The organism is Sphingomonas sp. Leaf38 (assembly GCF_001421825.1).
Taxonomy (GTDB): Bacteria; Pseudomonadota; Alphaproteobacteria; order Sphingomonadales; family Sphingomonadaceae; genus Sphingomonas.
Genome location: NZ_LMLD01000011.1, coordinates 806,355 through 819,149, shown reverse-complemented (window position 1 = coordinate 819,149; position 12,795 = coordinate 806,355). Strand labels below are relative to the sequence as shown.

Annotated in this window: 10 protein-coding genes; 4 read left to right on the top strand and 6 right to left on the bottom strand. The window is 67.1% G+C overall.

Features of this window, described 5'->3' with window-relative positions; genetic code table 11:
- The first annotated feature begins 140 nt into the window (after window positions 1–140).
- Entirely contained in the window at window positions 141–1,079 is a 939-nt protein-coding gene (locus tag ASE88_RS11145) for an ABC transporter ATP-binding protein (protein WP_056478124.1), read from the top strand.
- A 14-nt stretch (window positions 1,080–1,093) separates the two neighbouring features.
- Here ASE88_RS11145 and ASE88_RS11140 read toward each other — a convergent pair whose 3' ends face one another.
- On the bottom strand, window positions 1,094–1,762 hold the full coding sequence (locus ASE88_RS11140) for a YoaK family protein (RefSeq protein WP_156357008.1): 669 nt from the start codon (window positions 1,760–1,762) through the stop codon (window positions 1,094–1,096).
- Between the two features lie 182 nt (window positions 1,763–1,944).
- Here ASE88_RS11140 and nadB point away from each other — a divergent pair, with 182 nt between their 5' ends.
- Together nadB and ASE88_RS11130 are read left to right on the top strand one after the other, a co-directional pair.
- Entirely contained in the window at window positions 1,945–3,522 is a 1,578-nt protein-coding gene (gene nadB, locus ASE88_RS11135) for an L-aspartate oxidase (protein WP_056479414.1), read from the top strand.
- Between the two features lie 118 nt (window positions 3,523–3,640).
- The gene (locus ASE88_RS11130) at window positions 3,641–4,753 is read left to right on the top strand and encodes a serine hydrolase (RefSeq protein WP_056479412.1); all 1,113 of its coding nucleotides are present in this window, start codon (window positions 3,641–3,643) and stop codon (window positions 4,751–4,753) included.
- 114 nt (window positions 4,754–4,867) lie between these two features.
- Here ASE88_RS11130 and ASE88_RS11125 read toward each other — a convergent pair whose 3' ends face one another.
- From ASE88_RS11125 to hflK, 5 genes are all read right to left on the bottom strand, one after another.
- Window positions 4,868–6,097 carry a M20 metallopeptidase family protein gene (locus ASE88_RS11125; protein WP_055873182.1) on the bottom strand — a complete coding sequence of 410 codons (1,230 nt, stop codon included), beginning with the start codon at window positions 6,095–6,097 and terminating at the stop codon, window positions 4,868–4,870.
- A gap of 171 nt (window positions 6,098–6,268) precedes the next feature.
- On the bottom strand, window positions 6,269–7,915 hold the full coding sequence (locus tag ASE88_RS11120) for a helicase HerA-like domain-containing protein (RefSeq protein WP_056479409.1): 1,647 nt from the start codon (window positions 7,913–7,915) through the stop codon (window positions 6,269–6,271).
- Window positions 7,916–8,025: 110 nt separating this feature from the next.
- Complete coding sequence (locus ASE88_RS11115) at window positions 8,026–9,579, bottom strand: Do family serine endopeptidase (protein WP_055873188.1); 1,554 nt, start codon at window positions 9,577–9,579, stop codon at window positions 8,026–8,028.
- Window positions 9,580–9,680: 101 nt separating this feature from the next.
- Window positions 9,681–10,538, bottom strand: a complete 858-nt coding sequence (gene hflC, locus ASE88_RS11110; protein ID WP_055873192.1) for a protease modulator HflC — start codon at window positions 10,536–10,538, stop codon at window positions 9,681–9,683.
- A 5-nt stretch (window positions 10,539–10,543) separates the two neighbouring features.
- A complete protein-coding gene (hflK, locus tag ASE88_RS11105; RefSeq protein ID WP_056478122.1) occupies window positions 10,544–11,680 on the bottom strand; it encodes a protease modulator HflK in 1,137 nt (378 codons plus the stop codon).
- Window positions 11,681–11,750: 70 nt separating this feature from the next.
- Here hflK and ASE88_RS11100 point away from each other — a divergent pair, with 70 nt between their 5' ends.
- Complete coding sequence (locus tag ASE88_RS11100) at window positions 11,751–12,701, top strand: Mrp/NBP35 family ATP-binding protein (protein ID WP_056478120.1); 951 nt, start codon at window positions 11,751–11,753, stop codon at window positions 12,699–12,701.
- Window positions 12,702–12,795 lie beyond the last annotated feature (94 nt).

The following is a 12,795-nucleotide window of genomic DNA, read 5'->3' as shown; positions in this document are numbered from 1 at the left end:
AAGCGGCGGGACAGGAAGTAAGTCTCCCGACCGACAGGCGGGATGCAACATCTCCGCGCCTCCGCGCCTCTGCGCGAACAAATCTTCTTTGCGACGCCCGAGGGGATGACCCGCCCGTCCCGCCCCGCTATGCCGCCACCATGACCGAAGCCGCGATCGCCATCAACAATCTCTGCAAGACCTACGCCCCCGTTGGCGCGGCGGCACCCAAGCGCGCGCTCGACGGCGTGACGTTCGACGTGCCGCGCGGCCAGATCTTCGGGCTGCTCGGCCCGAATGGCGCGGGCAAGTCGACGCTGATCAACATCCTCGCAGGACTCGTCAACAAGACCGACGGCAACGCCGCGATCTGGGGCTTCGACACGGACGAGCACCCGCGCAACGCGAAGGCCTCGATCGGCATCGTCAACCAGGAGATCCTGTTCGATCCCTTCTTCTCGCCGTTCGAGACGCTGGAAATCCAGGCCGGGCTTTACGGCGTGCCCAAGGCGAAGCGCCGGACGATGGAGCTGCTCCGCGCGGTGCATCTGGAGGACAAGGCGCACGCCTATGCCCGCACGCTGTCGGGGGGCATGAAGCGCCGCCTGATGGTGGCCAAGGCGATGGTCCATTCGCCCCCCGTGCTCGTGCTCGACGAGCCGACCGCGGGAGTCGACATCGAACTTCGCCAGCAACTCTGGACCTATGTCCGCAGCCTCAATGCGGCGGGCGTCACGGTCGTGCTGACGACGCATTATCTAGAGGAAGCCGAGGAACTCTGCGACCGGATCGCGATCATCAACAACGGTCGCCTGATCGCCAACGAGCCGACGCGCGAGCTGGTCGGCAAGGCGCAGGAGAAGATCGTCGCGGTGACGGTCGACCGCGACGTGACCGATGTGCCAGCGAACGTTTGCTTCGAGAAGATCACGCTCAAGGGCGATCGCACGCTCGAGATCACCTACAAGAAGAATCGCGTGAATGCCGGCGAAGTGCTGGCGGCGATCCAAGGCGGCGGGTTCGGGATCGTCGATGTCTCGACCAAGGAACCCGATCTCGAGGACGTGTTCCTGAGCCTGACACGCGCCGCCAACGCCTGACGTCGCGGTAGGCGCTACACCGCAGGCCGGTGTCGTGCGCCTGCAGGTTCGGCGGGGCCGAGCGCTGCGGCATAGCCAGCCAGCGCGATCGCGACCAAGGCGGCGATCCACAATCCGTCGGTGCCAAGCCACGCATAAGCGAGTGCACCGCCGACCGCGCCGCCGACCAGCGCGCCCCACAGCACCAGATAGGGCAGCCACGCCCAGCGCGGCCCGCCGATCATCGCGCCAGCTAGCCGCTGGCCGAACTTGACGAGCGTTCCGGTCATATAGGTCACGCCGATGCTGACCTCGCCCGCGCGCTGGAAGACGGTGTTCGCGGATCCCATCGCCGCTGCCATCATGATCGTCGTCCAGCCGGTCGAGGCGCGGCCGTCGATGCCTGCCGCGATCGCAAGGACCGCCGCGACGAGGACCAGGACGGCAGACTTGCGATAGCGGCCGGCAATCTCGGACAGCAGCGTGCCCACGACGACCCCGCCGATGAACCCAAGCACGAGCCGCGCCGCCATCGCCGCCATCGGCGGGTCAAGCACCGCGCCGACCGCAAGCTGAGTCGAATTGCCGCTCATGAACGAGACGAACAGGCCACCCAGCTTGAGAAAGCCGATCGCGTCGACATAGCCGGCCATACCCGACAGGCCGGCGGCAAGGATCCAGAAGCGCGCGTCATAGGTCTTCACGCGCTCCAGCCTAGGCGCGATCCGGCCCGTGTTCGACCCCCGGGATTCGGGTTTGCGCATCGACGCGGCTTGGCGTCTGCGGCAAACCCTGTCCTGCCGCCCCGTTTTTGTGCCACAGCGGCGCAATGCAGGATTTTCTTCCCTCGTCGCGCGACGATACGCGGCCTTCCAACACGACCGGCATGACCAGCGATATCCTCATCGTCGGGTCGGGTGCCGCCGGACTGACCGCTGCGCTCACCCTCGCGGATCGCTTTACCGTGACGGTGCTGGCCAAGGGCGCGCTGAACGAGGGATCGACCGCGTGGGCGCAAGGCGGGATCGCGGCGGTGCTCGAACCCGGCGACACGTTCGGGAATCATGTAGAGGACACTATGGTCGCCGGTGCCGGCCTCAACGACCGCGCGATCGTCGAGATGGTCGTCGAGGGCGCCCCCGCCGCGATCGAGCGGCTCAGCCGTCTGGGCGTGCCGTTCGAGACCGAGGGCAATGCACTCCACCTGACGCGCGAAGGCGGGCACAGCCATCGCCGGATCGTCCATGTCGCCGACGCCACCGGCTGGGCGGTGCAGGACGCGCTGCAAAAGGCGGCCGAGGCACATCCGAACATCACGCTCGTCCCCGACCAGATCGCCATCGACCTTGCGACCGGCCGTCACGAGGAACGCTATTCGGGCGCGGGCAACGTGTGGGGCGTCTATGCGGTCGACCGCAAGACCGAGCGCGTGGCGCTCTACACCGCGCGCGCGACGATCCTGGCGACTGGCGGCGCCGGGCGGACTTACCTGTTCTCGACTGCGCCGCGCGGCGCGACCGGTGACGGGATCGCGATGGCGTGGCGCGCGGGCGCGCGCGTTTCGAACATGGAAATGATGCAGTTCCACCCGACCTGCCTCTATAATCTGGAGGTGAAGAACTTCCTGATCACCGAGGCGGTGCGCGGTGAGGGCGGGCGGTTAATCAACCCGTCGACCGGCAAGCGCTTCATGACCTATTACGACGCGGCGCGGATGGAGCTCGCCCCCCGCGATATCGTCGCGCGCGCGATCGACGCGGAGATCAAGCGCTATGGACTCGATTACGTCCATCTCGACATCAGCCACATGCCAGCCGAGTTCATCCGCCACCATTTCCCGAACATTCACGAGAAGCTGCTGACGGTCGGCATCGACATGACGACGCAGCCGATCCCGGTCGTCCCTGCGCAACATTACACGTGCGGCGGGATCGTCATCGACGAACATGGCAAGACCGACCTGCCCGGCCTGTATGCCGCAGGCGAATGCACCGAATCGGGGCTGCACGGCGCGAACCGGCTCGCGTCCAACTCGCTGCTCGAATGCTTCGTGTTTGGCGAGGCGGCGGCGGACAGCATCGCCGCCGCGTGGGACAGCCTGCCCCCGCCCCCGCCGATCCGCCCCTGGGACGAAAGCCGGGTCACCGATTCGGACGAGGAGGTGGTGATCAAGCAGACCTGGACCGAGATCCGCAGGTTCATGTGGAATTACGTCGGCATCGTCCGCACGACCAAACGGCTCGAACGCGCGCAGCACCGGATCACGCTGCTCAACGACGAGGTGGCCGAATATTACCAGCATTTCCGCGTCACGCCCGACCTGATCGAACTGCGCAACCTGCTCCAAACCGCCGAGCTGATCGTCCGGTCCGCGTTGCACCGGCATGAAAGCCGCGGGCTGCATTACACGCTCGATTATCCGGAGACTCTGCCCGATGCGGTCGATACGGTTCTCGTTCCCTGACCTCGGCGCGATTGGGCGCAACCCCCGCGCGCTTCGTCGCAGCGGTGCGGGGGTGCTGTTTCGCGCGACGGAGCAGCCGATATGGATTGGTGCTTCAGTGCAGGGCGTTCAATCCATCATGACATCGGCGAGTGCGTTCAAGCGGCTTCTGGCAACCACCCTGTTCGGTGTGGCGCTCGCCGGATGTGGATCGGCATCGCGACCCACCCCGCCTGCGGTCACCCCGGTGCACCAGGCCGACGGTTTCGTGTCGATCCCGGTGCCGCCGCCGTTGCCGAGGACGCCGCGCCCAGCGCCCTCCAGCCTGGTCAACGCGATTTCGCAACTGCAGAGCGGCTTTCAGGGCAAGGCCGGCATCGCGGTGCGCGCGGTCGACGACGGCTGGACGGTCGAGGCCGGCGGCCGCCAGTTGCTGCCCCAGCAATCGGTCAGCAAGCTGTGGGTCGCGCTGACCGTCATGGACCTGCGCGATCAGGGCAAGATCCGCCTCGACGAGCCGATCGTCGTCCGCCCGCAGGACCTGACGCTGTTCCACCAGCCGATCGCGATGCTGGTCAAGGGCGACGGCTATCGCACGACGGTCGGCGACCTGCTTACGCGCGCGTTGACGCATAGCGACAATACCGCGAACGACCGGCTGCTCACGCGCGTCGGCGGCCCGTCGGCGGTGCGCGGCATGATCGCGCGCAAACAGCTGGGCGCGATCCGCTTCGGCCCCGGCGAGCGGCTGTTGCAGAGCGGGACCGCGGGGCTGACGTGGCAGCCTTCCTATGCGGTCAATGGCGGCTTCCTGACCGCGCGCAACCGGCTGTCGCCGGCGGTGCGCGCGGCAGCGCTCGACGCCTATGTGCGCAATCCGCCCGACGGCGCCGCGCCGATCGCGATCGCCGATGCCATTGCGCGGCTGGCGAAGGGGGATCTCCTGTCCGAGACCTCGACCAAAATCTTACTCGATACGATGGGCCGGTCGGTCACCGGTCGTGCCCGGTTGCGCGCGGCGCTGCCCGGCGGGTGGGAGATCGCGCACAAGACCGGGACCGGGCAGGATCTCGGCCGGCGCAACGCGGGCTTCAACGATGTTGGGCTGCTCACCGCGCCGGATGGGCGTCGCTATGCGATCGCGGTAATGATCGGCGACACGATCCGGCCGATGCCGGAGCGGCAGAAGCTGATCCAGAATGCAGCGGCCGCGGTTGCGAATTATGCGGGGACCACGCGGCCGTTGAACTAAACTTTCCCGTCATCCCGACGAACGTCAGGACCCAGGATCACGGGCGGTGCCGTATTTGGCTCTAAGACCTGACTTTCGTCAGGATGACGAAATGGGGGGTACGCGGCGCGCGGCTCAGTCGAAGCCGTTCGTCAGGAACCGCTCCGCCACCGCGCAGTGCATGGCGATGCCGTGCGCCATCACGCGTTCGTCGATCGTCATCTTCGTATTGTGGAGCGGCGGGTTGGTGCGCGGGTCGCTGCCCTCGGGCGCTGCGCCGATGAATGCCATCGCGCCGGGGAGCTTCTGGAGCACGTAGGAGAAGTCCTCCGCGCCCATCATCGGCGGCATCACCTGATAGGCGCCCTCGCCGCCGATCGCGGTCGCACACGCCTTCATCAGATCGGTGGCGCGCTGGTCGTTGACGGTAACCGGATAGCCTTCCTCGATCGTCGGCGTACCGACTGCGCCATGTGCGGCGGCGATGCCCTCGACCATGCGGATGAACGCCGCGCGGACCTGTTCGCGGGTCCGCTCCGACAGCGTGCGCATCGTGCCGAGCATCTCGACGGTCGACGGGATGACGTTGTGCGCGGACCCTGCGTTGAGTTTGGTGATCGACAGCACCGCGGGGTCGGTGACCGCGACCTGCCGCGCGACATAGGTCTGGAGCGCGGTGACGATCTCGCACGCGATTGGCAGCGGATCGAGGCAGTCGTGCGGCATCGCGGCATGGCCGCCACGCCCGGTGATCGTCGCGCGCAGCGTGTCGGTCGACGCCATCAGCGTGCCCGCGCGGCTGACGACATGCCCCATCGGCATGTTGGGCGAGATGTGCAGCGCGAACCCGGCCTCGGGCAGCGGCGCATCGAGCAGGCCGTCGGCGATCATGTGGCGGGCGCCGTGATGCCCCTCCTCGCCGGGCTGGAACATGAAGACGACGGTGCCGGGCAGCTCGTCGCGGCGTGCGCACAGCGCTTTCGCCGCGCCGACCAGCATCGCGGTGTGCGAATCATGGCCGCAGGCGTGCATCGCGCCGTCGACCTTCGACGCGAACGGGAGCCCGGTTTCCTCCTGCATCGGCAGCGCGTCCATGTCGCCGCGCAGCAGGACCGTGCGCCCGTTGCCACCGGCGGTGCCGCCGCGCCCGCCGCGCAGGATCGCGACGAAGCCGGTGGTCGACGTCCCCTCGCGGATCTCGAGCGGGAGGCCGGCGAGCGCGGCCTTCACCTTGTCCGAGGTGCGCGGGCAGTGGAGGCCGACTTCGGGGTCGGCATGGATCGCGCGCCGTAGCGTGATCGCGTCGTCGAGGCTGTCCTCGCCGATGCTGGTCCAGTCGGTGGCGGATTCGAAATCGAGGGACATCAGGAACTCCTGTCTAGCATTTGAGCCCCACCCCGGCGAAGGCCGGGGCCCAGTTGGGAAACAGAGGTAACGTGGGACGACACTCCGTTACATCGACCTTGCCAACTGGGCCCTGGCCTCCGCCGGGGTGGCGGTTCGTTGAGGGCAGCCTGCCCCGGGTCATGCTGCACCCTACCCCCGGAACAGCCCACCTAAAACCCCGCGCAGCACGGTGCCGACCAGGCCGCCGCTCGACGACGACCGCCGACGCGATGTCGTGCCGAACACCTGTTTGCCGATCTCGTTCGCCACCTGCCGGCCGATCGACGAACTTGCCGCCCGCGTCGCCGATGACGCCATCTTGGTCCAGGGCGAGTTCGCCGACTCGCGGTCTGCCTCACGTTGCTGGCGATCCGCCTCGCGCTGGTCCGCGACACGCTGGCGTTCCGCCTCTTTCGCCGCCCGTGCATCGAGCTTGGCCTGCGCCGCCGCCGCCTTCTCCGCCTCGGTCGTCGCCTTCGCCTCGGCCGCCGCGGCGCTCGCCTCCTCGGTTTTCGCCGCGAGCAGTTCCTCCGCCGATTCGCGATCGACCAGCGTGTCGTATTTCGCGCCGATCGCATCGGTCTCGATCATCACTTTACGCTCGGCGGGTGTGATCGGTCCGACTCGCGACGCGGGCGGCTTGATCAGCGTGCGCTCGACCGGGGTCGGCGCGCCGTCGGGCTGGAGCAGCGACACGAGCGCCTCGCCGACCTTCAGCTCGGTGATGACCGTGGCGACGTCGACGCCCGGATTGGCGCGGAACGTCTCCGCCGCCGCGCGCACCGCCGCCTGGTCGCGCGGCGTGAACGCGCGCAACGCATGCTGGACGCGGTTGCCGAGCTGGCCTGCGACGGTATCGGGAATGTCGATCGGGTTCTGCGTGATGAAGTAGACGCCCACCCCCTTCGAGCGGATCAGCCGGACGACCTGTTCGATCTTCTCGAGCAGCGCCTTGGGCGCGTCGTCGAACAGCAGATGCGCCTCGTCGAAGAAGAAGCACAGCACCGGCTTGTCGGGATCGCCGATCTCGGGGAGATGCTCGAACAGTTCGCTCATGAGCCAAAGCAGGAACGTCGCGTACAGCTTGGGGCTCGCCATCAGCTTGTCGGCGGCGAGGATGTTGACGATCCCCCGACCGCGATCGTCGACGCCGATGAAGTCGTTCATCTCGAGCGCGGGCTCGCCGAAGAAATTCTCCGCGCCCTGCGTGCGCAACTGGAGCAGCGACCGCTGGATCGCGCCGATCGACTGCTTCGACACATTGCCATAGGTCACCGTCAGCTCGTCCGCGCGGCCGGCGCATTCGGTCAGCATCGCCTGCAGATCGTCGAGGTCGATCAGCAGCAGCCCCTCCTTGTCGGCGACGTGGAAGGCGATCGTCAGCACGCCCTCCTGCACGTCGTTCAACTCCATCAGCCGTGCCAGCAGCAGCGGACCCATCTCGCTGATCGTCGTGCGGATCGGATGCCCCTGTTCGCCGAACAGGTCCCAGAACTGCACCGGCGTGTCGGCATAGGCCCAGCCATCGTCGCCGATCGCCTTGGCGCGCTCGGCAAAGGTCGCATGCGTCTTGGCGGTCGGCGAACCCGCCATCGCGAGGCCCGACAGGTCGCCCTTCACGTCGGCGACGAAGCACGGCACGCCGTTTGCCGAGAACCCCTCGATAATCCCCTGCAGCGTAACCGTCTTGCCGGTGCCGGTCGCGCCCGCGATCAGGCCGTGCCGGTTCGCGCGCTTCAACGCCAGCGTCTGCGGTTTGCCATCCACGCTCGCGCCGATGAAGATGCCGTCGCTCATGCTCTCGTCCTCGTTATCCGGCACCGACCCTATCCCCGCAGCCCGCAAAGAAAAAGGACCGCTGCTCGGATGAGCGACGGTCCTTCCAGGCTAGTCGTTACGGTCGTGGATTACTTGATCTTGACCGGCAGGAACTGTGCGGGGCTACGTCCACGCTTGACCTGCAACAGGACCTGCGGGCGACCAGCCGTCTTGGCGACGTTGACCGCATTCTGGAGGTCCGCCGCGGTGCGGACGGGCGTGCCGTTGACCGAGATGATGACGTCGCCGCGCTTCAGCTTTCCAAAGGCGTCGCTGGTCTGCGCAACGACCGCGATGACGACGCCCTGCGTGCTCGCCTCGACACCTACTGCCTGGGCGATCGCCGGGGTGAGCGGCTGGACACCGATCCCGAGCACCGCGCCTGCGGTCGGCGCGGCGGTGGTGGCATCGTCGCCGTCATCGCCATCGTCGGTTCCGAAGCCCTGCGCATCGCCGCCCAGCGTCGCTGCCAGCTTGTCCGCACTAGGACGCGGCACGACGACCACGTTGGCGGCAACAGGCTTGCCGTTGCGCAGGATGTCGAGACGCGCCGTCTGGCCGGGCTTCACGTTCGAGACGAGATACGACAAGGATTGTTCGGCCGTAATCTGTTGGCCGTTCACCTTCGTGACGACGTCGCCCGCGCGTACGCCAGCTTTTGCGGCCGGACCACCAGCAGTAACGTCGTTGATCAGTTCGCCCTGATTCTTCGCGATGCCGAGTGCCGCGGCGGTATCTTCGTCGATCGGACCCGTACGGCCGAGCTGTACGCCGATATAGCCGCGCTCGATCGTGCCGCCCTTCATGAAGGTGGCGATGATCGGCTTGGCGACCGCCGCGGGGATCGCGAAGCCGATGCCGATGTTGCCGCCCGACTGGCTGAAGATCTGCGAGTTCACGCCGATCACATTGCCGTTCAGATCGAACATCGGGCCGCCGGAGTTGCCCTGGTTGATCGACGCGTCGGTCTGGATGAAGCGATCATACGCGCCGCCCTGGCCGGTGACGCGGTTGATCGCCGAGACGATGCCCGCGGTGACGGTGCCGCCGAGGCCGAACGGCTCGCCGATCGCAACGACCCAGTCGCCGACGCGCGCGCCGTTCGAATCGCCGAACTTCACGAACGGCAGGTTGGCCGCATCGATCTTGAGCAGCGCGAGATCCGATTCCTGATCCTTGCCGATGACCTTGGCGACATATTCCTTCTTGTCGCTCAGCGTCACCGTGATCGAATCGACCGTCGCGCCCTGCGCGCCGGGCGAGATCACGTGGTTGTTGGTGACGACATAGCCATCAGGCGAGATCAGGAAGCCCGAGCCGAGCGAGGCCCCCTCGCGCTTGACCGGCGCGCCGCCCTGGCCACCACCGCCCATGCCGCCGAACAGATCGCCGAACGGCGTGCCCGCGAACGGATTGGCCTGCTGCTTCTGGACGATCGTCTGCTTGGTCGAGATGTTGACGACCGCGGGCTGGAGCCGCGCGACCATGTCGGCAAAGCTCATCGGAGCGCCGGGCTTGGGCGACACGGCCTGGATCGCACCGGGTTCGTTCTGTGCGACCTGCGCACCGCTTGGCTGGAGCGCGAGCGTGGCGGTCGCGCCGCCGAGGAGAAGAGCACTGGTAATGGCGTAGGCGTAACGCACTAGATGTTGTCCTCTCGTTTCATCAATCGAAACAGGTACCCTGTAGGGACGTCGTCATGAATGATGCTTGAATATGAACGGCGTTCGAAGGTTCCGCAGGCTTAACGCCCGCGGCCCTCGAATTCCCTCAGATAGCTGTTGTTCGGCGAAAGAATGATCGACGTCGACCCTTCGGGTGCTGGTCCGCCATCCGCGCCGAACGTGTGCCGGTATGACTGCATCGCGCGGTAGAAATCGTAGAAATCGGCGTCCTTGCCGAAGCTCTCGGCGTAGATCTTCGCTGAATCCGCATCGGCTTGCGCACGCACGATCTGCGCCTGCTTCTGACCTTCGGCGCGGATCGTGATCGCCTCCTGCTGGCGGGCGCTTGACATGCGCTTGAGCGCGCTTTCGAGCGGCAGGCCGACAGGCAGGTTCGCCTGCTTGATCCGGACGTCGACGATCTCGACGCCATATTGGCTCGCGACGCGCTGCAGACCCTTCTGGATGTTGTCCATCAGCTCCGACCGCTCGGGGCTGAGCAGTTCGACGAAGCGTCGCTTGCCGAGTTCGTTGCGCAGCGCCGACCCCAGGATCGGGCGAAGCTGATCGGGGATCCGGTCCTCGCTGCCCACCGCATTACGCATCTTGCGCGGATCGACGATCCGGTAGCGCGCATAGGCATCGACCTCGAGCCGAAGCTGGTCGGTCGACAGCACGAGCGTATTGTCGAGTTCGAGATCCTGGACGCGCTTGTCGATCCAGACGATCCGGTCGACGAACGGGATACGCGCGATCAGGCCCGCGCCGGTCTGGCCGAACGGCGTGTCGGGCTGCCAGGCATTCACCGTCCGGATCGGCTGGCCGAACCGTAGGATCACCGCCTGCCTGGTTTCGGGGACGATCGCGAAAGTCGATGCGGCCAGGATGACCAGCAAAAGCGCGACGATGCCGGCCACGATCGGATTGCGGAAACTCACGGCGTTCACTGGGCAGCTCCGGACTGGGGGACAGCCGCCGCCGCGGCCGGCGCGGGCGTGGTCTGGACCGCCTCGGGGTTCGGAAGACGCTTGGCGTTCGACAGGGGCAGATACGGCACCACCCCGCCCGGCGTCTCGACGATCGTCTTGTCGCTCTTGGCGAGCACCGCCTCCATCGTCTCGTAATACATGCGGCGACGAGTCACCTCGGGGGCGAGCTTATACTGTTCGTACACCTTGTCGAACGACGCGGCTTCGCCCTGCGCGCGCGCCACGACCTGCTGCGCATAGGAGCGCGACTGGTTGAGGTTGGCGATCGCCTCCTGCTGTGCGGCGGTGACGGCGTTGAAGTCTTCGACGATCCGCGCGGGCGCGGCGGCCTGCTTGATCGCGACGCCCTGGATGCGAACGCCCGACTTGTAATCGTTGAGGATCTGCTGCGTCAGCTCGGCGACGCGCTGTTCGATCACCGTGCGCCCCGTCCCGATCGCCTGGTCGAGCGTGGTGGTCGCGACCACCGCGCGCATCGCGCTCTCGGCGGCGGCGCGGACGGTGTCGTTCGGCTCGGCGAGCTGGAACACGTAATCGCGCGGATCGGCGATGTCCCAGCGGACCGAATAGGCGAGGTCGATGATGTTCTGGTCGCCGGTCAGCGTCAGATTCTCGCCATCGCCGACGGGAAAATTGTCGGTGCGGATCTTCTGGACGTCGACCACCGTCACGTCGGCGATCGGCGCGGGCATCGTCAGGCGGACGCCCGGGTCGAGCGTTCCGGCGTATTTGCCGAAATAGGTGACGACGCCACGCTGCTGCGGGCCGATCTGGTGCACCGAGGTGAACAGGATCCAGACGACCGCGATGATCGCAACGCCGATCGCCCAGAGCGCACGAGCATTGGCGCCCGACGGCATGCCCCCGAAACCGCCCGTGCCGCCACCGCCGCCGCCGCCCGATCCGCGCGCTTTCCGCAGGAACTCGTCCAGCGCGGTCGGTTTCGCGGTCGTCTTGCGGCCCCCCGGAGGTTGCGCCCAGGGATTGCGTGGGCCGCTGGTACCGTCGTCGCCCGAACCGCCCCAGGGGCCTTTCGGTGTTTCGGTGGCGAGGATATCGGGGCGCTGGAACCAGCGCAAGAAGATCGTCATACGAACCTTTATAGGTAGGCGCCGGAGGAAAAACAGTGCCAAGCGGCCCCGGCGGCCCTATCTGGCCCCGATGATCGATCTAGAAGCGGTAAAGGCGGCGGTTGCCGCGGTGGCGGGCAAGCGGGCGACCGTCCGGCTCGAAGGGACGCGTGCGGGCATCATCATCGATGCGACCGGGCTCGACCCGCAGGAACGCGATGCGCTCGAGGCGACCGTCCGCATGGCAGCGACGCAGCCCGGCGTCACCGAGGTGCGGATTGCCGTCACCGCCGAACGCTCGACGCGCCGGCTGATCGCGGTTGCCAGTGGTAAGGGCGGCGTCGGCAAGTCGACGCTCGCCGCCAACCTGGCGATCGCGATGTCGCGCGCCGGGCGCCGCGTCGGGCTGGTCGATGCCGATATCTATGGGCCGTCGCAGCCGCGCCTGATGAACGTCGAAGGCACGCGGCCCACCGCGAAGGACAAGGTGCTCGATCCGGTTCCGACGCCCTATGGCGTGCCGCTGCTGTCGATGGGGCAGCTCGTCGAGCCGGGCAAGGCGATCGCCTGGCGCGGACCGATGGCGGCGGGTGCGCTCGGCCAGCTGGTCGAGGCGGACTGGGGCGCGACCGACACGCTCGTGCTCGATCTGCCGCCCGGCACCGGCGACGTGCAGCTGACGATGGTCCAGAAATACCGCCCGGCGGGTGCGGTGATCGTGTCGACCCCGCAGGACCTCGCACTGATCGACGCACGCCGCGCGATCGACCTGTTCGAGAAGGCGGGGATCCCGATCATCGGGCTGGTCGAGAACATGGCGGGCTATGTCTGTCCGCATTGCGGCGAGGCGTCGGACCCGTTCGGCAATGGCGGCGCGGAGGCGGCGGCGCGCGAGCTCCGCATCCCGTTCCTCGGCCGCGTACCGCTGAAAATCGGAATCCGCACCGCCTCAGACGCAGGGACGCCACCCGCGGCGGATCCCGACGATCGCATATTCATGCCGATTGCCGCTCAGGTCGTCGCATGGCTCGGAAAACTATGAAACCAGCGGGCCGGATCGACGTTGTCTGAATACCGGTCGTACCCGACGCGTAGAGTTGCGGTACGAGCGGACCAGGTTCCCCCCGACAGGAGGC